Raw genomic sequence first — 26,215 nt, 5'->3', positions numbered from 1 at the left:
CCACAGCAAAATTCCATCGCCTTCGGCATCAAGCCAAAGCGGAAAAGCAATCTCTTGTAGAAACGGACATGGAACGACGGTCGATCGCGACATCAGCCGCAAACGCCTTCAGACCAAAACGTTACCCCTTGAATACGGAAGGTCTTCTGCCCTCATTGACGAGCAGAAGACCAAACAAGGTGGCGATGCGCAATTGAAAAAAATTCTCCATGGTGTTACATAATGTAATGCCATATCTGCGACGCTCCCTGCCATCCATGAATGGCCTCTTTACTTTCGAGGCCGCCGCGCGTTGCGGCAGCTTCTCCCGCGCGGCCGACGAGCTGAACGTCACGCCGGCCGCGGTCAGCCGCATGATGTCGCGCCTTGAGGAACATCTTGATACGACTTTGTTTCTTCGCCAGCCGGGCGGCGTATCGCTGACCGAGGCGGGTCAGCTGCTGTTCGATGCGATCGCGCGCGGTTTTGCCGGAATCGAGAATGCGTTGCGCGAGATCGAGGATCGCCGGACCGGCATCGAGACGGTGTCTCTCTCGGTCTCCACCGGCTTCACCACCCATTGGATGATGCCGCGCATGGCCGAGTTCAAGAAGGAATTCCCGGCGGTCGACCTGCGGTTCCAGCTGGTGATGGGGGCGCTTTCCGGCCCCGTCAACGACGTCGATCTCGGCATGCGCTTTGTCGATGGACCGGACGAAAGGCACGAGGCCGCCTTCATCATGCCGGAAATCCTGCTGCCGATCTGCAGCCCCGGCTATATCGACAGCCACCGCGGATCAGGCGCCGGCATGGGCCGCATGCCGGATACGACGATCAATCTCAGCGACGCCCAGCCGGACTGGTCGAAACTGTTCATGCCCGCAACCGACGGCGAGGCTCTCAATTCGATGATTTTCTCGGACTATGCCATCGTGGTCCAGGCAGCCCTCCTCGGACAGGGGGTGGCGCTTGGCTGGATGAACGTCGTCGCTCACTGGCTGAAGACGCGGGCGCTCGTGCCGGCCCGCGAGCAGCTTATGATCACGGGCAGGCAGTCTCACCTCGTTCGGCTGCGCGACAAGCCGGCGCGTGCGATCGTCGGCAACGTTCGCGACTGGCTGATTGCTGAGCTGAGGGCGGATGTGAAGGCGGTCGGAGCCCTGTATCCGTCGCTGAACATCGACATTGACAGGCAGGGCGCCGCGACTAGCCGAGTGTCTGGCTGACCAGCGTATAGGTCTGGGGGGCGTCGGGCGAACCGGTCGTAAAATCCTGCAAGGTCTTGCCGAGCGACATCGTCAGGACGGTGTCGAAAACCATCATGCCGCTGTTGACAACAAGCTCGGCGAATTCGCCACCCTCAAGATGCGTGTCGAGCCGAAGGAACCCGCCCTCGTGCTCGCGGATATGCGGCAATATCACGGCCATGGCATCCTCGTCGCCGGCGGCGACGAGCGGACCGACGACGTGGCCGCGGCCGAAACGCCGACAGAGTGCGAAGGCTTGCAGGGTGCCGTCGCGGAACAGGCCGTAGCCGCGCGAATGACCGAAGAGCCTGGCCATCAGGGCCGCCCGCGCCACGCCGAATGCCATGGTATCGAGCGCGGTGGCCGCGGCAAGATCCTCCTCCGTCAGCAGGCGGACGTCCTGCGGCGTCGTCTGTTCTGCGGGCAAGGCAGTGATGATCCCCTGGCACTGATAGACGGTCTTCTCGGGCCTGAAACCAAGCGAATGATAAAGCCGCTGGGCAGCACGGGTGGCGTTGAGGCGCAGATTGACGCCGCCCAGATCGTCAAGCGCGTATTTCATCAGCCAGAGACCGGTTCCCTGGGTCTGCAGTCGGGGCGAGGTGATCACCATTCCCATCGTCGCCAGATCGTGCGACTGGCGAAACCACATCGCCGAGCTCATGATCCGACCGATCTCGTCGGTCGCGACCACGCCCTCGCCAACCTCGCGAAGAAACTGCCAGTCCTCGCCGCGATGCGGCCAGCCGACAGAGATCGACAGCGCATGAAGCTGCTCGAGGTCCGCAGTCCGGACGTCGCCGATCTGCATGGCGAAAGCATCGATCTGGAGTATTTCGCTTGGCTTCATCGATTCAGCCACTGACAAATCCTCGAAATGCTTCTGATACTGACGCAGCCATTGCTGGCCTCCCGCCATCACCATACATTCGGCCCGCCATATAATTCGCCCGAATATTCATCCGAAACACAACATTCCGCCGAAACGACTGCGGCTTCGGCATGGAATCCTGCCCGATGCGGCACATTCTGAGGATAAGCCGAAACATGTCGCAACCAGCGAATGCCCGCCGGGGCAATTCGTTAACGCGACTGCAGGCAGGACGAATTCAATGCGGAAAGCAAGCGCGCGGACAGCAGCACAAGGAAGCAAGTCTGATGACCTTTCTCTTCAACTCGGACGCCGAGCGTGGTGCGATCTTTGCGGCGGCCTTCGCCAGGGATCTGCCCGATGTTCCCTTCAGCATGGATCCCTCAGGCGTCGATCCGGAGACGGTGCGGTATCTGATCACGTGGACGGTGCCCGAAGATCTCGCACGCTACCGCAATCTCGAAATCCTCTTCTCGATCGGCGCCGGCGTCGATCAGTTCAGTGGCTCGAGCGTTCCCGAGCACGTCAAGATCGTGCGGATGGTCGAGGACGGAATCGTTCGGATGATGCAGGAATACGTGCTGCTGGCGGCTCTCGCTCTGCACCGCAATCTGCCACTCTATCTCGACCAGCAGAAGCGCAAGGTCTGGTCACCGCTGCCACAGCTGCAGGCCACGGAGCGACGGATCGGCGTCCTCGGTCTCGGCACGCTTGGGCAGGCCGTCCTGGAACGCCTGAAGCCGCTCGGCTTTCCTCTGTCCGGTTGGAGCCGCAGCCCGCGAACCATTGACGGCGTCGCATGCCACCACGGCGACGCCGGCCTTGAGACCATGCTCGCGACGACGGACATCCTTGTCTGCCTGCTGCCGCTGACCTCGGAGACCCGTGGCTTCATGAATGCCGCATTGTTCCGGAAGCTTCCTGAAGGCGCTGCACTGATCCATGTCGGTCGTGGCCCGCAACTCGATCAGGACGCGCTCATTGCGGCCCTCGACGCGGATCATATCGCCGCCGCCATGATCGACGTCACCGATCCCGAACCCTTGCAGGAGGACCACCCCTTCTGGAGCCACCCGAAGATCATGCTGACGCCACACATTGCCAGCGTGACCCAGCCGGAAACCGCGGCACGCGCTGTCATCGACAACATCAGGCGTCATCTCGCCGGACAGGAGCCGATCGGCCTTGTCGACCGTGCGCGCGGCTACTGAACCGAGGCCAGCCTTTAGGAAAGTACCCACAATGAACACATACAAGATTGCATTGATCCCCGGCGACGGCATCGGGCGTGATGTCACCGACGCCGCATGGACCGTGCTGCAGACAGTCGCCGGTATCTCCGGCATCAGGCTCGAAGGCACGGAATTTCCCTGGTCCTGCGCATTCTATAAACAGACCGGCCGGATGATGCCGGAGGACGGCATCGAGACGTTGCGTCCCTTCGACGCCATTTTTCTCGGCGCGGTCGGCTGGCCGGCGGAAGTGCCGGACGCAGTCTCGCTCCACGGACTGCTGCTCCCGATCCGCAAGGCCTTCGTGCAATACGCCAACATCCGCCCGCACCGGCTGCTGCCCGGCGTGCACGGTCCCCTGAAGGCCGAAGGCTTCGACATCCTCTGCATCCGGGAAAATACCGAGGGCGAGTATTCGGGAGCCGGCGGGCGCGTCCACCAGGGCATGGGCAATGAAGTCGCCGTCGAGACCTCGATCTTCACCCGTACCGGTGTCGAGCGCATCATCCGCTTCGGCTTCGAGCAGGCACGCGCAAGACGCGGCAAACTCGCTTCCGTCACCAAGTCGAATGCGCAGAAATACTCGATGGTGTTCTGGGACGAGATCACGCGGACGCTCGCCGCCGAATATCCCGACGTCGAGGTGACGAGCTACCACGTCGATGCACTTGCCGCGCGCATGGTCATGGCACCCGAAAGCCTCGACGTCATCGTCGCCTCCAATCTCTTCGGCGATATCCTGACCGACCTTGGCGCCGCCATCCAGGGCGGCCTCGGCTTCGCGGCGTCCGCCAACATCAACCCCGACCGCTCCGCACCGTCCATGTTCGAACCCGTTCATGGCTCCGCACCTGACATCGCCGGGAAGGGGATCGCCAATCCGATGGCCGCCGTCTGGTCCGGCGCGATGATGCTGGAACACTTGGGCGAGAAGGAAGCCGCGAACAAGGTCATGGCCGCTCTTTCCGCGGTCACAGGACACGGCATCGGCACCGTCCCCAGCAAGGACACCACGGATGCGATCACCGCCGCGATCATCGATACGCTCACCTCCTCCGAAGGATAAATCCATGCTCAACATCAAGGACACGGACCTGCTGCGTCAGGCCGGTCTCATCAACGGCGAATGGGTCGTTGCCCGCTCCGGCAAGACTGTCGACGTCATCAATCCGGCAACGCAGGATGCGATCGGCACCGTACCAGACATGGGCGGCGAGGAGACCCGCGCGGCGATTGCGGCGGCCGATGCCGCCTTCAAGAGCTGGAAGGCAAAGACCAATGCGGAGCGCGCGCTGCTTCTCGAAAAATGGTTCGACCTGATGATCGAAAACCTCGATGACCTGGCGCTGATCCTGACTTGCGAACAGGGAAAGCCGCTGGACGAGGCGCGCGGCGAAATTCGCTACGGCGCATCCTTCGTCAAATGGTTTTCCGAGGAAGCCCGCCGCATCAACGGCCACACCATTCCAAGTCCCGCGCGCGACCGCCGCATTCTGGTGCTGAAGGAAGCGGTCGGCGTCTGCGGCATCATCACGCCGTGGAATTTCCCCAATGCCATGATCACCCGCAAGGTGGCGCCTGCGCTCGCCGCCGGCTGCACCGTCGTCATCAAGCCCTCCGAGTTCACCCCCTATTCGGCGCTGGCACTCGGCGTGCTTGCGGAACGGGCCGGCATTCCGGCTGGCGTCATCAATATCGTCACGGGCATGCCGACGGATATCGGTAACGAAATCATGGCGAACGAGACTGTCCGCAAGATCTCGTTTACCGGCTCGACCCGCGTCGGCTCGCTGCTGATGCGCGGCGCGGCCGACAGCGTGAAGCGGTTGAGCCTCGAGCTCGGCGGCAATGCCCCGTTCATCGTCTTCGACGACGCCGATCTCGATATTGCCATCGAGGGTGCGCTGGCGTCGAAGTTCCGCAACGGCGGCCAGACCTGCGTCTGCGCCAACCGCATTCTCGTGCAGTCGGGCGTCTATGACGCCTTCGCCGCCAGGCTCAAGGCCCGCGTCGAGGCCATGAAGGTCGGCCCCGGCACGGAAGCCGGCGTCTCCATCGGGCCGATGATCAACAGTGCCGCCATCGACAAGATCGAGCGCCATGTGGCCGATGCACTCGACAAGGGCGCGAAGATCATCACCGAGACTCCTGCCATGCCGAATGGCCGGCAATACACCGCCCCGATCGTGCTCACGGGCGCAACGACCGAAATGCAGCTTGCGACCGAAGAGACCTTCGGTCCGGTCGCCCCCCTGTTCCGCTTCGAAACTGAAGAAGAGGCGATCGCCATCGCCAACGGAACGCCCTTCGGCCTCGCCTCCTATTTCTATACGGAGAACATGAAGCGCGCCTGGCGGGTCGGCGAGGCGCTGGAGTTCGGCATGGTGGCGCTCAACACCGGCGTCATCTCGATGGAGGTCGCTCCCTTCGGCGGCGTCAAGCAATCCGGTCTCGGCCGCGAGGGCGCCCAGATGGGCATCGAGGAGTATCTGGAATCGAAGAGCTTCCATATGGGCGGGCTGGCCTGAGCGGATATATTATGAGGGCGGTCGCTGAACCGCCCTTTCTTCGTTCCCGCGAGACGACAAAAAGAAGGCGCAGACTGCAAGCAATCCGCGCCTTGAGTCTGGCTGGGATGGGCTACTGGAACCTGTCGAGCATCTTGTAATACTGGCCGACCAGCGGCAGGAACCAGGGCTTGCCGAAATGGCCGGGAACGGCAGGCCAAGGGTAGTCGCGCATCGGATTGCGGTCGGCGCGGCCGAGAATGGCGTCGGCCACCATCATGCCGAGATGGGTCGAGAGCTGCGCGCCATGGCCTGAATAACCCATGGCGTACCACAGCCCGTCATGGTAGCCGGCGCGCGGGAAACGGTCGGCCGTCATGTCGACGAGCCCGCCCCAGCAATAGTCGATGTCGACGCCCTTCAGCTGCGGGAAGATCCGATCCATGCTTTCGCGCAGGATCTCGCCGCTCCTCGAATCCGAGCGCTGGTCGGACGTCGCCGAGAAGCGGGCGCGGCCGCCGAAGATCAGGCGATTGTCGGGGGAAAGCCGCCAGTAATTGCCGATATTCATCGTGTTGACGCAGGTGCGGTTGCCCGGCATGACCGCCCGGGCTTCGCTTTCCATCAGCGGCCGGGTGGCGATCAGGAAGCTGCCGATGGCAATGATGCGACGGCGGAACCAGCTGAAGTTCTTGGTCGTATAGGCCCCGGTCGCAACGATGATATTGGCGGCCGTCACCGCACCGCGTGAGGTTTGCAGGGTATGGAGACCGTTGACCTCGACGTGCCCGGTCACAGTGGTCCGCTCGAAGATTGTCGCGCCATGTCGCGCCGCGGCCTCCGCAAGACCGGCGACATAGCGGCCCATATGCATCATGGCGCCCTTCTTCGACAGCATCGCGCCATGGAAGGGCGACCCGACCTCGTCTTTCAGGTCTCCCGGCGACAAGAGCGCCGTATCGGGATCGCATTCCTCGTGCAGCACCTCGAAATTGCGCGCGATCGCATCGAAATGCCTGGGCTTGGACGCAAGCTTCAATTTGCCGGCGCGGCGGAAATTGCAGTCGATCCCCTCTTCCGCGATCAACGTCTCGATGGTGTCGATGGAATCGTCCAGCGCGTGATAGAGCGCGATCGCGCGCTCCTTGCCGAGTTCGGCCTTGGCGGCGAGATAGCTGTGCGCCAATCCGTTGTTGAGATGACCGCCATTGCGGCCGGAGGCGCCAAAGCCGACGCGCTCCGCCTCCAGCACGACGACCTTCGCCCCGGCCTTGGCCAGCTGCCGCGCCGCAGCAAGCCCGGTAAAGCCCGCGCCGATGACGGCGACATCGTAGTGCCCGCTGACCGGACCCGGGGCGGCACCGGCAAACGTCGGCGCCGTATCGTGCCAATAGGAGACGAATTTCATCGCTTGGACTTTCCTTTATAGACCGACCACGCCCGGCAGGTCGTGAATGCCGGCAATCTCGGTATAGCCGTAATAGGGGTTCGCCGGCTCGTGACCGCGATTGACCCAGACCTTGTTCCGGATGCCGAGATCATGGGCCGACATCAGGTCATAGCGGAAGGAGGACGAGCAGTGCAGGATGTCCTCCGGGCCGCAACCGAGCATGTCCAGCATGTATTCGAATGCCTGGAAGCGCGGCTTGTAGGCCTGGGCCTGCTCGGCCGTGCAGACCTTGTGGAAAGGCGCGCCGAGCTTTTCGACATTCGACATGATCTGCGAGTTCATGGCGTTGGACAGGATGACGAGCGGTATTTCCTTGGCGACACGGGCAAGGCCGGCCGGCACGTCCGCATGTGGTCCCCAGCTGGGCACGCGCTCATGCACCATCCGCGCATCCTCATCCCGGAAGGTCACGCCATTCGCCTTGCAGGCCCGCGAGAGCGAATTGTGGATGACGTCTGCGTATGGCTTCCATGCACCCATGATCTCGTCGAGGCGATAGGCGGAGAAATTCCGGATGAATTTCTGCATGGCCTGCTCGTCGAGCCGGTCGCCATAAAGGTCGCGGGCCGCACCCGCCATGTCGAAATTGATCAACGTGCCGTAGCAATCGAACGTAATGTACTTCGGGCGAAAGGGGGCCATGACGTTCTTCCTCTGGCGTCGCATTTCGTTGCCATGATCATAGGACAGGCCTCCAGCGCCGGCTGTCCGAATGGGGCGCTCCCCGAAGCACAATGTTGTTAATCTGCCATCCCGTTTGGCAGACTATTGCACGGCAAACTCCCGAAGCGGCCCTTCTTAACCCCACGCAGGCGCCCAGTTTGCGGGGATTGCAGCATAAGATGCGGCACTGGGGGGCGGCTTCGGCGAAAGATAGTGCGCCGGCCGCGCCATTCAGATGATTAGCTTCCCCTTCCTGTCCGAGACTTCATCCCAGAAAAGGGAATGCCATGCAGAACAACCAAATCGATCTCGTCGCCTTCGGACCGGAGCATATTGAAGGTGCGGTCCTGCTGTCGCGCGCCGAAAGCTGGCCCCATCGCCACGCGGACTGGAAGCTGGCGCAGGAGCTGAGCACCGGCATCGCCGCGGTTGATGCGGACGGCCGCGTTGTCGGCACGACGCTGGTCACGCCCTACGGCAGGGATTGCGCCACGATCAACATGGTCATCGTCGACAAGTCGATGCGCGGCCTCGGCCTCGGCCGCAAGCTCATGGAGCGCGCCATCGCACTCGCCGAGGACCGGCCGCTGCGGCTGGTTGCCACAGACGAAGGCCTGCCGCTCTATGAAAAGCTCGGCTTCGTCGCCAACGGCCAGATCCGCCAGCATCAGGGCGAGGTGCGTCCGGTCGCCTGCCCCGATGGCGTCGAGGACATGCAGCCCGGCGATCTGGACGACCTGAAAGCCCTCGACAAGGAAGCCCATGGCGCGGATCGCTCGGCGCTGATCGACGCACTGCTCGAACGCGGCGAGATCGCCGTCATCCGCAAGGGAAAGACAATCGAAGCCTGGGCGGCGATCCGCCCCTTCGGTCGCGGCGAGGTCATCGGCCCCGTTATCGCACCCGATGCAAAGACCGCCTGCGCGCTGATCGCCTATCATGCCTCGTCGCGGCCGGCCGCGTTCCTGCGTGTCGACACCGGCAGCGAAACGGGCATAGCCCCTTGGCTGTCCGAAATCGGCCTGTCCCATGTCGGCGGCGGAACCGCCATGCGTCGCCCCGCCAAGGAAGACGCGGAGCAGTCTCGCCGAAAAGTCTATGCGCTCGCCAACCAGGCCCTCGGCTGAAAACAGCAATCCGGAGACTGAAAATGCTCGCCAACTCCCTGATCGAACTCGATCGCGCCCATCTGATCCATCCCGTCGCCTCCTATCGCGGTCACGAGCGCCAGGGCGTACGCGTGCTCAAATCCGCCTCAGGCGCGACCGTAACGGAAGCCAATGGCCACCAGCTCGTCGACGGCTTCGCGGGACTTTGGTGCGTCAATGCCGGATACGGCCATGAAAGCATCATCGAGGCGGCGACCCGGCAATTGCGCGAACTGCCCTATGCCACCGGCTATTTCGACCTTGGCTCAGAGCCGGCGATCCGGCTCGCCGCAGAGCTTGCCGAGCGCGCGCCGGGCGATCTCAACCGCGTCTATTTTACCCTCGGTGGTTCGGATGCGGTCGACAGCACCATCCGTTTCACGCGCTACTACTGGCATACGAAGGGCCAGCCGCAGCGCGACCAGTTCATCTCCATCCAACAGGGCTATCACGGCTCCACCACCGTCGGCGCCGGCCTGACCGCTCTTCCCGCTTTCCATGCGGGCTTCGGTGTTCCACTTGACTGGCAGCACAAGATCCCGTCCCCCTATCCCTACCGCAACCCCGTCGGAAACGATGATGCGACCATCATTGCGTCCTCGCTGGCAGCGTTGAAGGCAAAGATCGAGGATCTCGGGGCAGACCGGGTGGCGGCCTTCTATGCCGAACCGATCCAGGGCTCTGGCGGAGTCATCGTGCCGCCCAAGGGCTGGATCAAGGCGATGCGCAATCTGTGCAAGGAGTACGGCATCCTGTTCATCGCCGACGAGGTGATCACCGGCTTCGGCCGCACCGGGCCGCTGTTTGCCTGCAGCGATGAAGACATCGTGCCGGACATGATGACCGTCGCCAAGGGTCTGACCTCCGGCTATGTGCCGATGGGCGCAGTGTTCATGGCCGATGGCGTCTACGACGTGATCGCCGATGGCGCCGGCGAAGCAGCGGTCGGCCACGGCTACACCTATTCGGCCCACCCGGTGAGTGCGGCAGTCGCGCTGGAAGTTCTCAAAATCTATGAGGGCGGACTGCTCGAAAACGGCCTCAAGGCCGGCGCTCGCCTCCGCGCAGGGCTGGAAAGCCTCACCGACCATCCGCTGGTCGGCGAAGTCCGCGGCCGCGGCATGCTCTACGGAGTCGAGCTCGTCACCGACAAGGCAAAGAAGACGGCACTTCCGCCAGCGGCGATGCCGGCGCGCCGCATCTTTGACCGCGCCTGGGACAACGGTCTCGTCATCCGCGCCTTCCCGCAGGGCGTGCTGGGCTATGCCCCGCCGTTCTGCTGCACGGACGGCGATATCGACGCCATCGTCGAGCGCACGCGCAGGACACTGGACCAGACGCTGGAAGATCCCGACGTCCGCCAGGCCATGGCCTGAGCGGGAAAACGCGATCAGACCGGGAAGAGGCTCGTCAGCGGCAGGTGCGACTTGACGATTGGCGATTTCAGCACGACGAAGCTGAAATACTTGTCGATCCCGATATCCATGTCGGTGAGCCGTTCCATGATCGTCTGGTACTCGCCGATGCCGGCGGTGACGAACTTCATGAGATAATCGTAGCCGCCGGAAACGAGATGGCATTCGATGACCTGGTCTATCTTTTCGACGACCGCCAGAAAGCGCGCGAAATCCACCTGCCGATGATTTTTCAGCGTGATCTCGGTGAACACGGTCAGGGTCTGGCCGAGCTTGACGAGATTGATCTGCGCCGAATAGCCCTCGATATAGCCTTCCGCCTGCAGCCGCTTGACGCGCATGAGACAGGGGCTGGGGGAGAGGTGGACGAGGTCTGCAAGCTCGACATTGGTGATGCGGCCGTTCTTCTGAAGCTCGTAGAGAATCTTGATGTCCGTGCGGTCGAGTTTCAACATCGGCTTCTGTCTTCCTTGCATCCTGCCGCAGCATAAAATGCCGCGGATTGTCGCGATGACGTTAGCACAGGAGGGTACGTTGTCCACCGACACCCATCTCTGGAAACGGCACAGAAGGTTTCGAAGCCATATGCCACCGAAGAATTTTCTGCCGCAAGTTTGGGAGATGCGGTCCCGAATACGCCCGGCGGCGGAATTCTTCGAGGCTGCAGAGAAAGGCAGGGCCACGCGCCGTTTCTGGAAGGACCGCGCAATTGTCGGCGGTCTTCCAGTTCGTCAGGCCGCGACCCGTTCCAGTGCACGCTTCAGCGCATCCAGGAAGAAGTCCACATGATCTGTTTCGCAGATCAGCGGCGGACGGACCTTCAGCGTATCCTCATTCGCACCTGTCGTGCTGATCAGCACACGTTCATCGCGCATCACATTGACGACGTCCAGAGCCATCTTGCGGCGGGCGGCGGCACTCAGACCGTCGCGCCCCATGTCCACCCCGAAGAACAGGCCGGCATTCCTTACACCGCGGATGTCGGCATGCCCTGAGGCCAGCTTCGAGAGGCCTGCTCGCAGGTACTCGCTGACTGACAGTACCTTTTCCGGAATCCGGTCTCGCTGAAGCACTGTCAGAACGGCGTCCGCCGCTGCAATTCCCACCGTGTTTCCGGCAAACGTGTTGGAGTATCGGGCCGTCGCACCGAACTTGTCCATGGGAAGCCTGCGCCCGACCACGGCACCAATCGGAAAGCCATTGCCCATCGGCTTTCCGAGGGTCACCAGATCCGGAACGACCCCATGCCGCTCGAAGCCCCACATGTGCTGGCCGGTCCGGCCAAAACCAGGCTGAACTTCATCCGCGATGAAAAGCGCGCCGGCGCTGCGCGCTGCCTCCACGCCACGTGCAATGAAGCCAGGCGGGTCCACCCACACGCCGTCGCTTGAGAAGATGCTGTCCATCAGCAGCGCCGCGACGCCGGTTCCCCTTCGTTCAAGGTCGTGGACGGCGGCCTTTATCTGCGCCTCGAAGAATTCCGCCGCCTGGCTTTCGGGTATGCCCTCCGGGCCGGGCAGTGCGATCATGCGGACGTGCGGGCTGAGCTTGACGGCGTCGCCGAGATTGGGCGAGACCGCGGCAACGGATGCGCTGGTCCCGTGATAGGCATAGGACGTGACGATCACGCCTTCATTTCCGCTTGCCAGGCGCGCCACCCGCAAGGCGAGGTCGTTTGACTCACTGCCTGTGCAGGTGAACACAACCCGGTCCAGCGCCGCGGGAAAGGTCGCAACGAGCCGTTCCGCGTAATCGACAAGCCTCGGCTCGAGATAGCGTGTATTGGCGCTCAACAGGCCCGCCTGTTCGGCGATCGCGTTGTTGACCTCGTGATTGCAATGCCCGAGCGACGGAACGTTGTTGTAGAAGTCGAGATAATCGCGGCCGTCCGGATCGTAAAGCCACATGCCCTGGGCACGGACGAAATGCACGGGTCGACGGTATTGAAGCCGGTACGATGCTCCGAGAACCGCGTCGCGACGTGCGATCAGGTCCCGCTCCCGTGCTGGCAGTTCGACCTCACCTGGGACGAAGCGATTGGGCATAAGGTCTGTGGTCATTGTGTTCAATCCGCTTGAAATGGTGGAGAACCGCATTGGACAAGTCGGGCGGTTCGAGGGCAATGCTTTCCGATTGCGTCCAGTCGGCTATGTCATCGTGACAGCTCGCGAGATCGCCGCTTCCTCGTCGACGGAGGAAAGCTGTCTTAGAATGGTCAGTCCTCGCTCGGCACGCGCAACATTCTTCAAGATGTAGCCGGCCTCCGCTGGAAAGAGGCGCGCGCGCCAGTTGTTGATCAGGATGAGGGCGCTCTGCCGGGCGCGCATGAGCCCGACGAGAAGCCGCGCCTCCAGGCTCGAAAGTGGAAACTGCGAGGCGTAGCCGGAGATCAGATACTCCGCTCCGCCCAAGGGCAATGCCGGGTCCGTTACCATGTGGCTCGCCGCGATTGCCAGGTCCTGGATGCGCGGGCTCCAGCATCCATCGCCAAAATCGATGAATGCGATCCCACTGTCCGTCAGCAGCATGTTGAATGGACTCGGATCATTGTGTGTCACCTGCCATTCCAGATCGTTCAGGCGCGGCGCGACATACGCCATGTAAGTCTCCATTGCCTCGTGGACATTATCCGCAATTTGGCCGGGAGGAAGATATTGTTGAAGGCCCATCAGGCCGGGCCAGCAACCGATGTGCCACAGGATCGGGCGATCGATCGCGGGCATGTCGAGGCGGCCGAGCGCCGCGTCGAGAGCGGCCAGGGACGCGCCTGCGCGGCGAAGGAGGTCGGGGCCCATGTTCAGCGCGTGAAGCGGCAGGCCTTCGATCCGGGTCTGGAGATATCCGCAAACGCCGTTCTCGTTGAAGGTCAGCGCGCCCAGGGAGGAGCACACGATCTCCGGAACGACAAAGCCGGTCGCGCCCTTCAGCCCGGAGAGAGCGCTTGCCTGAAAGCGAAAGCTGTCTACGGATTCCGGTCGCGTCGACGTCTTCAGAATGAGGCGACGTCCATCGGACAGCATCACTTCATCTGTGCATTCGATTTCCGACGAAAGATTGGAAATATTGCCGTCGAGACCATACTGCCGCGCAAGGAGTTTCGCCGGCATGCCCGGCTCCAGACTGGCCGGACGCTCTGCGAGCAATCTGCTCGCCGTCTCGAAATAAGCCTTATCCGACATGCGGGCAACGGGCGGGGCAATACCGGACCCGGGCACCTGGTTTGCACCCCCCTGTTCAATGACCTGCAACTTCTGGGCTCCCCGAAAATGGATCTGGCGCGACGACGATGAAGGCTCTCCCGGATCACCGCGATTGCCGTCTTTAACTGTGATCACATATATCAATATTCAGGTTTGTCAAACGACACCCTCGTCCACGCGCCAGACAAAACAATGAACATTGCGCGATAATAGCGAAATTTCTCCGATATAGACAGAGGGCGTTGCAGTGTTTTAATTTTGTGATATGAGATCACAATACAGATTGCCTAAAATGATTGCGTGCGCATTCTGTAGGCAAGGAACCCGATGGGTTCTTTGACAATCAAATGGCGGCTTCGCGCCTGCAGGGCGCTGCAAAACAAAGGGAACGACAATGACAGCCGGTTTTATGTCTCGCAGAACTCTATTGTCATCAGCCGCGGGAGGCGTGGCAGCAGCCTTGCTGGCGTCACGCGTCCACGCGGCTTCAGGACCCACCATCAAGAGCACGGATGGATCCTTCGAACGCGTGAAGACCGCAAACAGTCTCAGCTTCGGAACCTCGAACGATCAGCCATATTGCTACGTCGACGCCACCTCCGGTGAGGTTGTCGGCATTGATGCAGAAATCATGTTCGCGATCCTCGGAAAGCTCGGCATCGCCAACCACGACATCACCCAGGTGGATTTTGACGGGCTCATCCCCAGCCTCCTGGCCTCGCGCATGGATGTCATCACCGACGCGATGTACATCACCGAGAAGCGGAAGAAGGTAATCAACTTCTCGGACGGCTGGTATCAGTACGGCGAGGCGCTGCTCGTTCAGGCCGGCAATCCGCTCGGTCTCCATTCGCTTGCGGATCTGAGCAAGGCGAAGGTCGGCAGCTATCTCGGCACGGTGTACCTGGATTGGCTCAACGAAATCGAGGGGGCCAAGGTCAGCAGCTATCCGGATGCAGCAACCGCCATGGAAGATCTCAAGGCCGGCCGTATCGACGCCGCCATCGTCGACGCTCCCGTTGCCGGCTTCGCACTAGCCCGGAATGAAAAATACAAAAACGCCTTCGAGATTGTCTCCGACTACACGCCGAAGGAAATCGGCATCATCGGTGCCGGCTTCCGAAAGGAAGATGAAGCATTGCTCGAAGCCTTCAACTGGGGCCTCAAGGCCATCAAGGAAGACGGCACGGACCTGGCGATCCTCAAGAAGTGGGGGCTCTCGGAGAACAACCGCTACCTCGGCTGAGAAGCGGCCACTCCTGGCGAGACATGGCTGCCGGATAGCGTTCAGAAAAGGCAGAGCGAACACGGCTCTGCCTCTCGGACGCGATCCGGTTCTGCGGCAATTTTCTGGAAGGCATTCCCGATGGACTTCTCCGTCACCGACATAATCGACTTCATGCCGCGTCTCCTTTGGGGAGCGCTGACGACAATCGAACTGACACTGATGTCGATCATCTTTGCAATGGCGATTGGTCTGCTGCTGGCCATTGTTCGGCTGTCGTCACGGCGACTTCTGACCTTCCCCGCAGCGCTATTTGTCGACGTGATCCGGGGAACGCCGCTGCTGTTGCAGATATTCTATATCTATTATGTCCTGCCGCTGGCCGGAGTGACTTTGGACTCCTTTACGGCCGGCGTCATTGCCCTCAGCCTGAATTATGCCGCCTATCTCAGCGAGGTGTTTCGCTCAGGGATCATGGCTGTCGCGCCGGGACAACGGGAGGCGGCCTGGTCGCTAGGTATTCCCGCCCGTGAAACGATGACGCGGGTCATTCTTCCACAAGCGATCCGCGTGGTGATTCCGGCCGTTGGAAACTACTTCGTCTCGCTTTTCAAGGATTCGGCCCTGGTGTCGGTCATCGCGCTGTCGGAACTGATGCGGGCGGGCCAGCTGCTGGCATCCTCGACCTTCAAGCATTTCGAGATTTTCACGATGGTTGCATTGATCTACCTGGCCATAAGCTATCCAGCGACCTGGCTCGTTCGCTGGACCGAGAGGCACTTCAAGATCGGCAGGATCAAATCCACTGCCTGACACCGCCCGGGTGCGGTCATTGTCCCGTGAACTCACGGCTTGGCCGCAGTCCGCAATTCGAGAGTGAGAACGTGTCGCGATTGCGTTCTTTCCGTTATCTCACATAAAGCACCCAGAGGGTCACATGCAAAATTCTGAAATTGGCTCCGGCTCGGCATCCAAGAAGAAGATCGTCGACATTCGCGATCTTTCCAAATCCTACGGAAGCTATGAGGTCTTGAAGAAGGTCAATTTCACCGTACATGCGGGCGAGCGCGTCGTCATATGCGGGCCATCGGGCTCGGGAAAGTCGACCCTGATCCGCTGCATCAACAGACTTGAATTGTTCCAGTCGGGAAGCATCGTCGTCGATGGCGTCCCGCTTGATGGAAATCCGGAAAACATCGACACGATCAGGCGCGAAGTCGGGATGGTTTTCCAGTCCTTCAACCTCTTCCCGCATCTGACGGTCCTTGAAAACTGCACCCTCGCACCGATGATCGTGCGCAAGCTGTCCCAACCGGCAGCCGAAAAGCTAGCACTTGAGCTTCTGGACCGGGTCCAGATTGCCGATCAGGCGCGCAAGTATCCCATGAACCTGTCCGGCGGGCAGCAGCAGCGCGTCGCGATTGCGCGCGCCCTGTGCATGAAGCCACGGTTGATGCTGTTCGACGAGCCGACATCCGCCCTCGATCCCGAAATGGTCAACGAGGTTCTCGACGTGATCGTCAGCCTCGCCAACGATGGCATGACCATGATCTGCGTCACCCACGAAATGGGCTTTGCCCGCCGCGTGGCCGATCGCGTTGTCTTCATCAGCCAGGGCGAAATTCTGGAAGAAGCGGAGCCGAACACCTTCTTCGAGGCACCGCGGCACCAGAGGACGAAAGCGTTTCTGTCGAGGATATTGCCACACTGAAGAGCGGATCCGGCGCGCCCTGCCCCCGACGGATCTCGCGCAGCGCTACGTCGGCGGCATGCAGGAGATGATGAATTCCATGCCCTCGCCGATGTCGTCCTCGATTGCCGCCCGCAGCGCGGCCGGATCGCGCGCGACAATCGCCGCCAGCGCTGATTCATGATGGGCCGTCAGGGCGGCAACTTCAGTCTCGTTCCGCTCCACCGCGCGGGGACCGGTTGTCAGCAGGTTGAAACTCGGCCCTATTCGCAGCCAGAGATTTTCGATGATGTTGACCGCGATCTCCATGCCCGAGCAGCGGTACAGCGTGAAATGAAAGTCCTGGTTTTTGACGAGGTAGCGCTTCGAGTCGCCGATCGCCAGGGCAGACCGCATCTGGCCCTGCAACTCATACAGAACGGACAACTCCCTTGCCCCCACCCGCAGCGTTGCCGCTTCAGCCACCGATCCTTCAAGAATGGTACGCAGCTGCAGCAGCTCCGTCAGGATTTCCCGGGTGATCTCGGGAACCGCATAGGTCCGGTTCGGCCTGAGAACGAGAGCACCTTCCGCAATCAGGTGCTGCACGGCCTCCCGCACCGGCATCGGACTGGTGCCCAATTCGCTGGCAAGACTTCTCAGGCTCACAGTGTCGCCAGGCATGAAGCGCCCCTTCATGAGGGCTTCACGCAAGGCCTGATAGCTCTGCTGCTGGAGACTTTCGCGGTCCACCGGCTTCATTCTTATCGACAGGGCATCCTCGGAAGGACTTGAGCTCGTTGTATCGGAAGTCACATTTGACTTGCTCACGGCAGGAAGCTTTCAACGTGCTGACAAGAGAAGCATGGAACAAACATTCTAACTCGTAATCTAGCAGAAAAACAAAGAGTTACCAATCCAAATGACGCCCCCTCCACAGAAACCGGCGCGAGACGACGCCATTCTTGCAATCCCTTCGCGTGGCAGATGATGGAACGGTGCGGAGCGGAGAAATTTCCGTTCCCGGCATGGTCCTGCGCACGCTTCTCTCGTTTCAGTGCCCCACCCCTATCACGGGGATCTGCCCGCATGACGCTATGAGAAATCGTTGACGTCGATCGGCACGGAAAATCCGACTTTGACGCGATCCATCACCACCATCGTCTTGAACCCTTTGATATCGGGGTTTTCATAGAAGAACTTGCGGGTAAAGCCTTCATAGTCCTCCATGCTGCGCGCGGTAACGATCAGAACGAAGTCCGAATCTCCGGTCACATAATACCCATTCATGACTTCAGGCGTCTGCCGGATCGACTGCTTGAATCGATCGACAATATCCGCGCGTTCGCGCTCGAGGGACACCAGCACGAGCATCGCAAGCGGCCGTCCGACCGCCTTGGGTTTGACGACGGAGAGATCTGCCTCAATAACACCCTCTTCTCTCAGCCTTTTGACCCGTCTCTGGACGGCAGTCGCAGATAGGCCAACCAGCGCGCCCAGCTCCTCTGTGCTGTGACGATTGTGGGACTGGAGAATGCTGAGAAGACGTGCATCAAGACGATCGAGTTGCATGGACATTCCTGCAGGTTTTCAACGGATTTTTTTAAAACAAAGCAGGATTCCCGCATCATTGCAATTTATCTTGCTGAATTTCTGCGCTGCACTGCACATAAGCTCTTCACGACGAAGGGGACGAAAGCGAGCGGCCGAATGTTGAACTCGATACCGACGGAAGGCCACGCTTTGAAGCAATTGAACGATGGGTATCGTTCCGAGACAGGACGTAAGTCGCGGGCCTCTGACGGGGCACCGGCATCGCCGCCCGCCGTGTCGGATCCCAAAACCCTTCAACGAATCGCGCAGAGAACAGATGGCGAGGCAGGGTTGCTTGGTCGAAAGATCAACGCGGCCGAGAGCGCCTCTGGCGGCCTGGCCGCGTCAGGACATACATCATGAACAATATCGCTGAAATCGCCGACATGGACCGCAGGACAGTCCTGCATCCTTTCACCTACCTGAAGGACTATGCGCAGGGCGAAGCCGATCCCACCATCATGGAAACGGGCAAGGGCGTCCGCATCAAGGACGCAACGGGTCGCGAATATATCGACGGCTTCGCGGGCCTATACTGCGTGAACATCGGCTATGGTCGTACCGAAGTGGCCGAGGCGATTGCCCGGCAGGCCTACAAGCTGGCCTATTATCACTCCTATGCCGCTCACACGACCGAAGAACTCGCAAGACTTTCAGACCGGCTCGTCCGGATGGCGCCGGGCAACATGTCGAAGGTCTTTTACGGCCTGTCGGGCTCCGACGCGAACGAAACACAGGCCAAGATCGTCTGGTACTACAACAACCTGCGCGGAAAGCCGCACAAGAAGAAGATCATCGCCCGCGAGCGCGGCTATCACGGATGCTCGGTGATCTCCGGCTCCATGACCGGGCTCAGCTTCTATCATGACCACATGGACCTGCCGGTTTCCGGCATCCTGCGCACCGGCGTTCCGCATTTTTATCGCGGCGCCCACCCGGGAGAAACCGAGGAGGCTTTCTCGCAGCGTCGCGCCGACGAGCTTGAGGCCCTGATCATCGCGGAAGGCCCCGACACGGTCGGCGCATTCATCGCCGAACCGGTCCTCGGAACGGGCGGCATTACTCCGCCGCCGGCCGGCTACTGGCCGAAGATCCAGGCGGTACTGCAGAAATACGACATATTGCTCATCGCCGACGAGGTGATCTGCGGCTTCGGACGTACCGGCGCCATGTTCGGCTCGGATCTCTATGGCATGGAACCCGACCTGGTCACCGTCGCCAAGGGACTGACGTCTGCCTATGTGCCGCTCTCCGCATCCATCGTCTCGCAGAAGGTCTATGAGGTCATGGAGGAAGCGACCCCGCGTGTCGGCTCCTTCTCGCATGGCTACACCTACTCGGGCCATCCGATCGGCGCCGCGGCGGCAAACGCCGTCCTCGACATCGTCGAGCGCGAGGATCTCGCCGGGCAGTCCGCCAGGAAGGGCGCCTATCTGATGGGGCGCCTGAAGGCTGCATTCGAGCAGAATCCGATCGTAGGCGAAGTGCGGGGCGTCGGCATGCTGGCGGCAGTGGAGTTTGTTGCGGATCGCGACACCAAGGCGGCATTCGACCCTGCTCTCAAGGTCGGCGCCCGGATCTCGCAGGCGGCACGCAACCGCAATCTGATCGCCCGGGCAATGCCGCATGGCGACATCCTGGGCTTCGCGCCGCCGCTCGTCATGACCGAGGCGGAGATCGACGAAATGGTCTCCATTGCCAAGGCCTCCGTCGACGAGGTTCTGAAGGAACTCGACAGCCAGGGCGCCGTGAAGAGCTGATGAATGACCAGCCGACTGGAGAGCCCGCGCGCATGAAGGACGTCCTGAAGGTCCACGATCTCGTCAAGTCTTTCGGCACGACGCGCGTGTTGGATGGCGTCAGCTTTCGCATGCGGCAGGGCGAGGTCATCTCCCTGATCGGCTCCTCCGGCTGCGGCAAGAGCACGCTGCTTCGCTGCGTGAATTTCCTCGAGGTCCCGAGCTCCGGCCAGATCGAAGTCCTCGGCGATGCGATTTCGGCCAGCACCGACAAGCGGGGTGAAAGCGTCATCGTCAATGCAGCAAATATCGTGCGATTTCGCCGGCAGATCGGCATGGTTTTCCAGAACTTCAATCTCTGGCCGCACCGCACCGTGCTCGGCAATGTGACGGAAGCGCTGGTCTATGTCCTGAAACTGTCGAAGAAGGAAGCCACCGACGTCGCACTGTCTGCCTTGGCAAAGGTAGGCATGGCCGATTTCCGCGATCGCTACCCGCAACAATTGTCGGGTGGGCAGCAGCAGCGGGTCGCGATCGCCCGCGTTCTCGCGATGCGGCCCAAGCTGATGCTGTTCGACGAGCCGACATCAGCGCTCGACCCGGAACTTGTGGGCGAGGTGCTGAAAGTCATACGAACCTTGGCCGAGGAGGAAGCCACCATCCTTCTCGTCACCCACGAGATGCGGTTCGCACGCGATGTGTCGGACCGGATGATATTCCTGCAAAAGGGGCGCCTTGAGCAGGACGACACGCCGGAGGAACTGTTTCGCAATCCCGCTTCGCAGGCGGTGAGACAGTTTCTATCCAGCGTCATGCCGGCCAACGCCTGAGGGCGGGCCACAACAACAACCATAAAGGGGTAACAGAATGATCAGCAGCAAGTTCATCAAGGCCACACTCGCATCCAGCTTCCTCCTGATGGCCGCCGCCGGTGTTGCGTCGGCGGAAGAAGGCGTTCTTCGGGTCGGTACCGAAGGCGACGCGCCGAAGTTCAGCATGGCCGATGCCAGCGGCGACGTCAGCGGCTTCGACGCGGATATCGCCAAGGGCCTCTGCGCCGAGCTCAAGCTCACGTGCAAATTCGTCGTTCAGACCTTCAGCTCGCTTGTCCCGTCCATGGACAGCGACCGCTTCGACGTCATCATCTCCGGCCTCAGCATCACCGACGAGCGTGCCAAGAAGATCGACTATTCCATTCCCTACGCCACGACACCCCAGTATTTCGTGGTGGCGAAGGATTCACCGCTTGCGGGGCTGAAGACGCTGGCCGAGATCGAGAAGGGTCTTGAAGGCAAGAGCGTCGGCGTGGTCACCGGCACCACCTATGCGAAGTTCGTCCAGAAGAACGTGCCTTCGGCCGATCTCAAGACCTATGACGCGACGACCCAGCAGCTCGCCGACCTCGCGAGCGGCCGCATCGATGCCGCTTATGGCGACTCGCCGACCTGGCAGGATTTTCTGTCGACCCCGGATGGCGCAAACTTCACCAAGATCGACGTGAAGGTCATGTCGATGGACGACCCGGAGACGCTCGGCAAAGGCATGGGCGTCGGGATGAAGAAGGGCAACACGGAACTGAAGGCCAAGATCGACGCAGCGCTCTGCAAGATGATCAACGATGGCAAGGTCAAGGAAGCCTCGATGACCTGGTTCCAGGACGACTATACCATCCCTTGCAAGAAGTGATCCTTTGACAAGGAGACCTGCCTCGAGGCTCTTCGGGGCAGGTCAACGGGATGGTGCTTATGTTGACTGATTTTTGGGTGCTCATGGTGGAGCAGGGTTGGGCTCTGGCTCTGCTGAAGGGCAGCCTTGTGACCGTGGCCATCGGCTTGCTGGGTATGGTGCTGGGCTTCGTCGTGGCCACCCCCCTGGCCGTCCTGCGCTGGAAACAGGTGAAGGGGATTTCGCAACTTGTCGATGCCTACAGCGTCGCAATCCGCGGCGTTCCCGGTCTGCTGGTGATCTACCTTCTGTTCTTCGGTTCGCTCGACTGGATCCGTTCCGTGACGACGGTCTTTGGCTTTCAGCAGGCTGCCGAAAATGCCTATCCGTTCATCATCGGGGTCCTGGCCATCGCCGTCATCTCCTGCGCCTATTCCATCGAGGTCATTCGCGGCGCGCTGGAAGCCGTGCCCCCCGGACTTTTGGAGGCCGCGGATTCGCTGGCGCTGCCCTGGAACGTCACCTTTTTTCGCGTCACGCTGCCCTTGGCACTGCGGCTTGCGCTCGGCGGCATCAACAATGTCTGGCAGATGACGATCAAGGACACATCGCTGATTTCGGTGGTCGGCCTGCAGGAACTCATGCGCACCGCTGCGATCGCGGCGGGCATAACCCGCTCTCCCTTGCTGTTCTACTGCATTGCCGCGGTGGTGTTTTTCGGGATGACGGCGGTGAGCCAATCCCTGTTCTCGATTGTCGAGCGCTCCCTCAATCGTGGCTTCGGGGGGCGATGACCATGGATCTCGACATCATCGGCTACGCGGTCCCGTTTCTGCTCACCGGCACGAAAGTAACACTGCTGATCGCGGTGTTCGGCATTGGCTTTGGCCTGCCATTCGGTGTTCTCGTGGGCCTTGGGCGCGGCTCGAAAAACAACCTCATCCGCCGCCTCTGCGACATCTATTGCGCCGTTTTTCGCGGCACTCCCATGCTGGTTCAGATCTTCATCATCTACTACGGCCTGGCCCAGGTGGGTTTCATACGGCATAACCCGGTCATCTGGTGGATGATCGGCGACGGCCTCAACGCCGCCATCCTGGCCGTGGTGCTCAACACCGGCGCCTACACCGCGGAAATCTTTCGAACCGCCTTCCTCTCCCTGCCGAAGGGTCTCATCGAGGCAGCCGAAGCCTGCGGCATGTCGCCCTGGTATGTGTTCGCCAGGATCAAGTTTCCATTGGCGCTTCGCCAGGCGCTTCCGTCCTACAGCAGCGAAGTCGCCATCATCGTCAAGGAGTCGAGCCTCGCGTCGACGATCACCGTCCTCGAGATCACCGGCTATGCCAAGCGGCTGATGAGCGAGACCTTCGCCATCATGGAAATCTTCATCATCACCGCCGCCTTCTATCTCGCCATCAACGTCGTCGCGCTGACGTCGCTGAAACTTCTTGAACGACGCCTCTCGTTCACCCGGTAAAGCACCCTTTCAGAAAGGTTCATCATGTCCAAGCTTACATTCATCGACCAGAACAAGCTTCCCGAGCCGCGCAAGGGCCAACCGCTGCCCGAACGACTTCTCGAAGGCGATCCGCGGTTCCTCTCCTGGGATATCGCGCAGACCGAGGACGGTCAGGTCTCCTGTGGTTTGTGGGAGGCAACCCCCGGTGCCTATCGGTCGATCAAGGGCAAGGTTTTCGAATTCTGCTACATCCTGTCCGGCGTGTCCGAACTGACGGAAGACGGCGGCGAGACGCGCCGCATCAAGGCCGGGGATTCCTTCGTCATGCATCCCGGCTTCGAGGGTGTGTGGAAGGTCATCGAGACGACCCGCAAGATCTGGGTGGAGCGTAGCTGATTTCCACCGCGCCACCCGCCGCAACATCGACAAGGTGCCTTCAATGTCTGCATCCGCTCTCACTTCGGTTCAATCGACGCCCTACTGGTGGGACGATTGCGATTTCCAGTCCCTGCCGGTGCAGCCGGTCGGCGCAACCTGCGACGTCGTCATCGTCGGGGGCGGCTACACGGGGCTTTCGGCGGCGATCGAGCTAGCCCGGGCCGGCCGGCACGTGCAGCTCTTCGACCGGCAGCCCCTGGGCAAGGCTGCGTCCAGCCGCAATGGCGGCATGGCCAGCGGCAGCATACGGCCGAGCCGGAAGGCGCTGGTCAAGCGCTTCGGAGAAGCGCGCGCCAACGGCATTCTTCTGGAAGGCAAGGCGGCGCGCGAGGATCTCCGGCATTTCGTTGAGGAAGAGAGGATCGATTGCGACTTCTTCCTCTCGGGCCTTTTCGATGGCGCCATGACCCCCGGGGAAGCAGACGACCTGCGCCGACATGCGGATTTCCTTCATCGGATGATCGGCATCGAGGCGTTTCCCGTCGAGAAGGCAGATTTGGGCAGCTATATCGGCACGGACCTCTATATCGGTGGATTTGTCCGGAAGGACATCGGCGGCCTGCAGCCCGCAAAACTTCTGGCCGGGATGATCCGGATCGCAGTCTCCACCGATGCCGTGATCCACGAGAACACGGCGGTGCTCGGCTGGAGTGAAGAGGCCGGTGGTGTGAGGGTGCGAACCCAGCGCGGCGAGGTCCTTGCGAAGAAGCTTCTCGTCTGCACCGGCGGTTACACAGATGCCTTCGATCCGTGGCTGCGCCGCCGCCTGGTGCCCGTGCGCAGCCGGATCATCGCCACCGAGCCGCTCGGAACCGAAGTCATGGACCGTCTTATGCCGGCGCGCATGATGTATGGCGACATGCGCAAGCTCAGCTACTACTACCGGCCGTCGCCGGATGGCACGCGCATCCTGTTCGGCGGACGGGACGGCACGACGGAAGGCGATCCGAGCGCACCGACAGTACACCTGCAGGCCGAACTCGCACGGCTCTTTCCCGACCTGCGGGGCGTGGGGATCACCCATAGCTGGTTCGGCTACGTCGACATGAACCGCGACATGGTTCCACGGATGTTTTCCAGGGGCAATACGGTCTATGCCACCGGCTATTGTGGATCGGGCGTTGTCTGGGCCCGCTGGCTGGGCAAGAAGGCCGCATTCAGGATCCTTGGCGACAAGGACCAGGCCCGCAGCGCCTTCGATATCGACACGCCACCCAAAGCCATTCCCTTCTACAGCGGCCGCCCTTGGTTCATCCCGATCGTCTATTCCATGTACGAGCGCCACGACAGGAAAACCCTGCAGCACCGGAACCGTCACTGATTCCGAGCGGAGTCCAGAGCGACACAAAGCCCCGTGAGGGGCTTTGTTTGTATTGCGGGGAATATTGGTTGCGGGGGCCTGATTACACCGAGACCAGAACATTCAGCCAATTTCTGGGGACTGGCTAACCCGCAATCACCAGACCCAAACGAAAAACCGGGGTTGGTGCTACGACTTTCATTGACAACGGGGCACCTTCACGGTGGTCATCGAAGTTGCCATCGCCCTGGCCGAAAGGCGGACAGAGCAGCGATTGCTGCCTCTGTGCCGGTGACATTGCGCAGTTCGACAATCGACATTGCACCATGGCAAGCCTCCGCCTGCGTCAGAACGCCAAAGGTCATTTGAAGTTTTGGCCCCGTAAACCGTACTCGCGAACCTTCTCGTCGAAAACGAGAATTGGAAGCGTTTGAGGTGCTTCCGTGTTCGTGAGAGTGCGGTTCGAGCTTGGTCGCTCCGCTAAGCGTCAGCCTCTGCCCGAACCCAATCCTGGAGCCGCATCTGAACCCGCAGCTCTGAGGTTCGCCCCAAGGATGTTTCTCGAGTGACATTGCAATTCATGGTACAGGGTCCCATATGCTAGTCAGTGGCAGCCATTGAACGGGCACTGCCATTTTCTGGGCGGCACTCACCCTGGCCCCAATCAAGGAGGACGGTATGTCTTCCGACCTTAATCAACCAATCAGCAGCTACGACATCAGCATCATCAGGACCGTGCTTCGGCGCTCCGGGTTCCGCCATGAGGAACCATTGTGCGAACTGGACCGCGGTGCAGCGCGCCATGCTCTGAAACTTTACCAAAGAGGTCTCCGGAGCTCCGGCGATCTGATTGGCGCCGTCACCCTGTGGGCCGATGAGGCCGTCAGCGCGCGGCGCAAGGCCGGCGTTCAGGCCACGAGCCTGTGACCCTCGCCTTCCCCAACTCGACCCGGACCTACGACGAGACGCGCGGCGTCATTCGCTTCATCGGGCATGACGGTCTGAACCAGGTGCTGTTTCTCCTGCCTGTCGCTGTGTTTGACCGCCCGGGCACGCCCGACCGCCCGAAGGAACGCGACTATCTCATGGCATTCGATCGGGCGCGCGAGCGCATCCTGAAGACGGCTCGTGCAGCCTTCCAGTCCCGCCGACGAGACACAATAGAACTCGATCTCAGTGCCTTCGGGTCGTCCCTCCAGTCGCAGATATGATGACGCCGATCAGACGTTCGGTGAAATTCGAAGAAGGGGCGGTCAAGGCTGATCGCCTGCTGACCGGGGTGGCCCTGTGCGATCCACAATCAGCAATCTGGAAGCAGGTTGATCTCGGCGAAGCCGAAGCTCTGTTGCGATGGGAGGATGAAGGCGGAAGCCCACGTAGCGGCGATCCTGCCGCCTGACGTTCGCAAATCGATC

Annotated in this window: 27 protein-coding genes; 19 read left to right on the top strand and 8 right to left on the bottom strand. The window is 61.1% G+C overall.

The features are described from left to right. The first annotated feature begins 227 nt into the window (after nucleotides 1–227). Nucleotides 228–1,205 (top strand): LysR family transcriptional regulator, encoded by a 978-nt coding sequence (locus ACU5AZ_RS11910; RefSeq protein WP_446822577.1) that lies wholly within the window; start codon nucleotides 228–230, stop codon nucleotides 1,203–1,205. Here ACU5AZ_RS11910 and ACU5AZ_RS11905 read toward each other — a convergent pair. Next, nucleotides 1,186–2,076 (bottom strand): GNAT family N-acetyltransferase, encoded by an 891-nt coding sequence (locus ACU5AZ_RS11905; protein ID WP_446825999.1) that lies wholly within the window; start codon nucleotides 2,074–2,076, stop codon nucleotides 1,186–1,188. The genes ACU5AZ_RS11910 and ACU5AZ_RS11905 overlap by 20 nt on opposite strands. A gap of 308 nt (nucleotides 2,077–2,384) precedes the next feature. Between ACU5AZ_RS11905 and ACU5AZ_RS11900 the strand changes: the two genes are divergently transcribed. The 3 genes from ACU5AZ_RS11900 to ACU5AZ_RS11890 are packed head-to-tail and all read left to right on the top strand — an operon-like array spanning nucleotide 2,385 to nucleotide 5,857. Further along, a complete protein-coding gene (locus ACU5AZ_RS11900) occupies nucleotides 2,385–3,308 on the top strand; it encodes a 2-hydroxyacid dehydrogenase (protein ID WP_446822576.1) in 924 nt (307 codons plus the stop codon). Between the two features lie 31 nt (nucleotides 3,309–3,339). Then, nucleotides 3,340–4,395, top strand: coding sequence for a tartrate dehydrogenase (locus ACU5AZ_RS11895; protein ID WP_446822575.1), 1,056 nt, complete (start codon nucleotides 3,340–3,342; stop codon nucleotides 4,393–4,395). Between the two features lie 4 nt (nucleotides 4,396–4,399). Next, on the top strand, nucleotides 4,400–5,857 hold the full coding sequence (locus tag ACU5AZ_RS11890; RefSeq protein WP_446822574.1) for an NAD-dependent succinate-semialdehyde dehydrogenase: 1,458 nt from the start codon (nucleotides 4,400–4,402) through the stop codon (nucleotides 5,855–5,857). Between the two features lie 112 nt (nucleotides 5,858–5,969). On the opposite strand, the gene ACU5AZ_RS11885 is transcribed toward ACU5AZ_RS11890, so the two are convergent. Further along, nucleotides 5,970–7,244, bottom strand: a complete 1,275-nt coding sequence (locus tag ACU5AZ_RS11885; RefSeq protein WP_446822573.1) for an NAD(P)/FAD-dependent oxidoreductase — start codon at nucleotides 7,242–7,244, stop codon at nucleotides 5,970–5,972. Nucleotides 7,245–7,259: 15 nt separating this feature from the next. Next, nucleotides 7,260–7,928 carry a haloacid dehalogenase type II gene (locus ACU5AZ_RS11880; protein ID WP_446822572.1) on the bottom strand — a complete coding sequence of 223 codons (669 nt, stop codon included), beginning with the start codon at nucleotides 7,926–7,928 and terminating at the stop codon, nucleotides 7,260–7,262. Between the two features lie 308 nt (nucleotides 7,929–8,236). Here ACU5AZ_RS11880 and ACU5AZ_RS11875 point away from each other — a divergent pair, with 308 nt between their 5' ends. Both ACU5AZ_RS11875 and ACU5AZ_RS11870 read left to right on the top strand, forming a co-directional pair. After that, a complete protein-coding gene (locus tag ACU5AZ_RS11875) occupies nucleotides 8,237–9,076 on the top strand; it encodes a GNAT family N-acetyltransferase (protein ID WP_446822571.1) in 840 nt (279 codons plus the stop codon). Nucleotides 9,077–9,099: 23 nt separating this feature from the next. Next, entirely contained in the window at nucleotides 9,100–10,473 is a 1,374-nt protein-coding gene (locus tag ACU5AZ_RS11870; RefSeq protein ID WP_446822570.1) for an aminotransferase class III-fold pyridoxal phosphate-dependent enzyme, read from the top strand. A gap of 14 nt (nucleotides 10,474–10,487) precedes the next feature. On the opposite strand, the gene ACU5AZ_RS11865 is transcribed toward ACU5AZ_RS11870, so the two are convergent. From ACU5AZ_RS11865 to ACU5AZ_RS11855, 3 genes are all read right to left on the bottom strand, one after another. After that, nucleotides 10,488–10,964, bottom strand: coding sequence for an Lrp/AsnC family transcriptional regulator (locus ACU5AZ_RS11865; RefSeq protein WP_446825998.1), 477 nt, complete (start codon nucleotides 10,962–10,964; stop codon nucleotides 10,488–10,490). Between the two features lie 279 nt (nucleotides 10,965–11,243). Continuing rightward, nucleotides 11,244–12,572, bottom strand: a complete 1,329-nt coding sequence (locus ACU5AZ_RS11860) for an aspartate aminotransferase family protein (RefSeq protein WP_446822569.1) — start codon at nucleotides 12,570–12,572, stop codon at nucleotides 11,244–11,246. Nucleotides 12,573–12,659: 87 nt separating this feature from the next. Further along, a complete protein-coding gene (locus ACU5AZ_RS11855) occupies nucleotides 12,660–13,847 on the bottom strand; it encodes a phosphotransferase (protein ID WP_446825997.1) in 1,188 nt (395 codons plus the stop codon). Between the two features lie 313 nt (nucleotides 13,848–14,160). Here ACU5AZ_RS11855 and ACU5AZ_RS11850 point away from each other — a divergent pair, with 313 nt between their 5' ends. The 3 genes from ACU5AZ_RS11850 to ACU5AZ_RS11840 all read left to right on the top strand — a co-directional run bounded on the left by ACU5AZ_RS11850 (nucleotide 14,161) and on the right by ACU5AZ_RS11840 (nucleotide 16,648). Then, nucleotides 14,161–14,958 (top strand): substrate-binding periplasmic protein, encoded by a 798-nt coding sequence (locus ACU5AZ_RS11850; RefSeq protein WP_446822568.1) that lies wholly within the window; start codon nucleotides 14,161–14,163, stop codon nucleotides 14,956–14,958. A gap of 120 nt (nucleotides 14,959–15,078) precedes the next feature. Next, nucleotides 15,079–15,750 carry an amino acid ABC transporter permease gene (locus ACU5AZ_RS11845; RefSeq protein WP_446822567.1) on the top strand — a complete coding sequence of 224 codons (672 nt, stop codon included), beginning with the start codon at nucleotides 15,079–15,081 and terminating at the stop codon, nucleotides 15,748–15,750. A gap of 124 nt (nucleotides 15,751–15,874) precedes the next feature. Then, nucleotides 15,875–16,648: an amino acid ABC transporter ATP-binding protein gene (locus ACU5AZ_RS11840; protein ID WP_446822566.1), complete on the top strand. Its 774-nt coding sequence runs from the start codon at nucleotides 15,875–15,877 to the stop codon at nucleotides 16,646–16,648. Nucleotides 16,649–16,693: 45 nt separating this feature from the next. Here the strand turns inward: ACU5AZ_RS11840 and ACU5AZ_RS11835 are convergent, their stop codons facing one another. After that, nucleotides 16,694–17,368: a GntR family transcriptional regulator gene (locus tag ACU5AZ_RS11835; RefSeq protein ID WP_446822565.1), complete on the bottom strand. Its 675-nt coding sequence runs from the start codon at nucleotides 17,366–17,368 to the stop codon at nucleotides 16,694–16,696. Nucleotides 17,369–17,701: 333 nt separating this feature from the next. After that, nucleotides 17,702–18,178: an Lrp/AsnC family transcriptional regulator gene (locus ACU5AZ_RS11830; RefSeq protein WP_446822564.1), complete on the bottom strand. Its 477-nt coding sequence runs from the start codon at nucleotides 18,176–18,178 to the stop codon at nucleotides 17,702–17,704. 380 nt (nucleotides 18,179–18,558) lie between these two features. Here ACU5AZ_RS11830 and ACU5AZ_RS11825 point away from each other — a divergent pair, with 380 nt between their 5' ends. The 10 genes from ACU5AZ_RS11825 (at nucleotide 18,559) to ACU5AZ_RS11780 (ending at nucleotide 26,199) form a co-directional block, all read left to right on the top strand. Further along, nucleotides 18,559–19,959: an aminotransferase gene (locus tag ACU5AZ_RS11825; protein ID WP_446822563.1), complete on the top strand. Its 1,401-nt coding sequence runs from the start codon at nucleotides 18,559–18,561 to the stop codon at nucleotides 19,957–19,959. Between the two features lie 32 nt (nucleotides 19,960–19,991). Further along, nucleotides 19,992–20,768, top strand: a complete 777-nt coding sequence (locus ACU5AZ_RS11820) for an amino acid ABC transporter ATP-binding protein (protein ID WP_446825996.1) — start codon at nucleotides 19,992–19,994, stop codon at nucleotides 20,766–20,768. Between the two features lie 37 nt (nucleotides 20,769–20,805). After that, on the top strand, nucleotides 20,806–21,624 hold the full coding sequence (locus ACU5AZ_RS11815) for a transporter substrate-binding domain-containing protein (protein ID WP_446822562.1): 819 nt from the start codon (nucleotides 20,806–20,808) through the stop codon (nucleotides 21,622–21,624). Nucleotides 21,625–21,683: 59 nt separating this feature from the next. Then, complete coding sequence (locus ACU5AZ_RS11810; protein WP_446822561.1) at nucleotides 21,684–22,397, top strand: ABC transporter permease subunit; 714 nt, start codon at nucleotides 21,684–21,686, stop codon at nucleotides 22,395–22,397. Between the two features lie 2 nt (nucleotides 22,398–22,399). Next, complete coding sequence (locus tag ACU5AZ_RS11805; RefSeq protein WP_446822560.1) at nucleotides 22,400–23,080, top strand: ABC transporter permease; 681 nt, start codon at nucleotides 22,400–22,402, stop codon at nucleotides 23,078–23,080. A gap of 24 nt (nucleotides 23,081–23,104) precedes the next feature. Beyond that, nucleotides 23,105–23,458 (top strand): cupin domain-containing protein, encoded by a 354-nt coding sequence (locus ACU5AZ_RS11800; RefSeq protein WP_446822559.1) that lies wholly within the window; start codon nucleotides 23,105–23,107, stop codon nucleotides 23,456–23,458. A gap of 43 nt (nucleotides 23,459–23,501) precedes the next feature. Beyond that, nucleotides 23,502–24,821 (top strand): NAD(P)/FAD-dependent oxidoreductase, encoded by a 1,320-nt coding sequence (locus tag ACU5AZ_RS11795; RefSeq protein WP_446822558.1) that lies wholly within the window; start codon nucleotides 23,502–23,504, stop codon nucleotides 24,819–24,821. Nucleotides 24,822–25,478: 657 nt separating this feature from the next. Then, nucleotides 25,479–25,727, top strand: a complete 249-nt coding sequence (locus ACU5AZ_RS11790) for a hypothetical protein (protein ID WP_446822557.1) — start codon at nucleotides 25,479–25,481, stop codon at nucleotides 25,725–25,727. Further along, nucleotides 25,724–26,011 (top strand): DUF1488 family protein, encoded by a 288-nt coding sequence (locus ACU5AZ_RS11785; RefSeq protein ID WP_446822556.1) that lies wholly within the window; start codon nucleotides 25,724–25,726, stop codon nucleotides 26,009–26,011. The genes ACU5AZ_RS11790 and ACU5AZ_RS11785 overlap by 4 nt, the downstream gene beginning before the upstream one ends. After that, nucleotides 26,011–26,199: a hypothetical protein gene (locus ACU5AZ_RS11780; RefSeq protein ID WP_446822555.1), complete on the top strand. Its 189-nt coding sequence runs from the start codon at nucleotides 26,011–26,013 to the stop codon at nucleotides 26,197–26,199. Before ACU5AZ_RS11785 ends, ACU5AZ_RS11780 begins: the two co-directional genes overlap by 1 nt. Nucleotides 26,200–26,215 lie beyond the last annotated feature (16 nt).

This window comes from Rhizobium sp. PAMB 3182 (genome assembly GCF_052908355.1).
The sequence above is the reverse complement of the archived record's forward strand: the minus strand, read 5'-3'. Positions and strand labels throughout refer to the sequence as shown.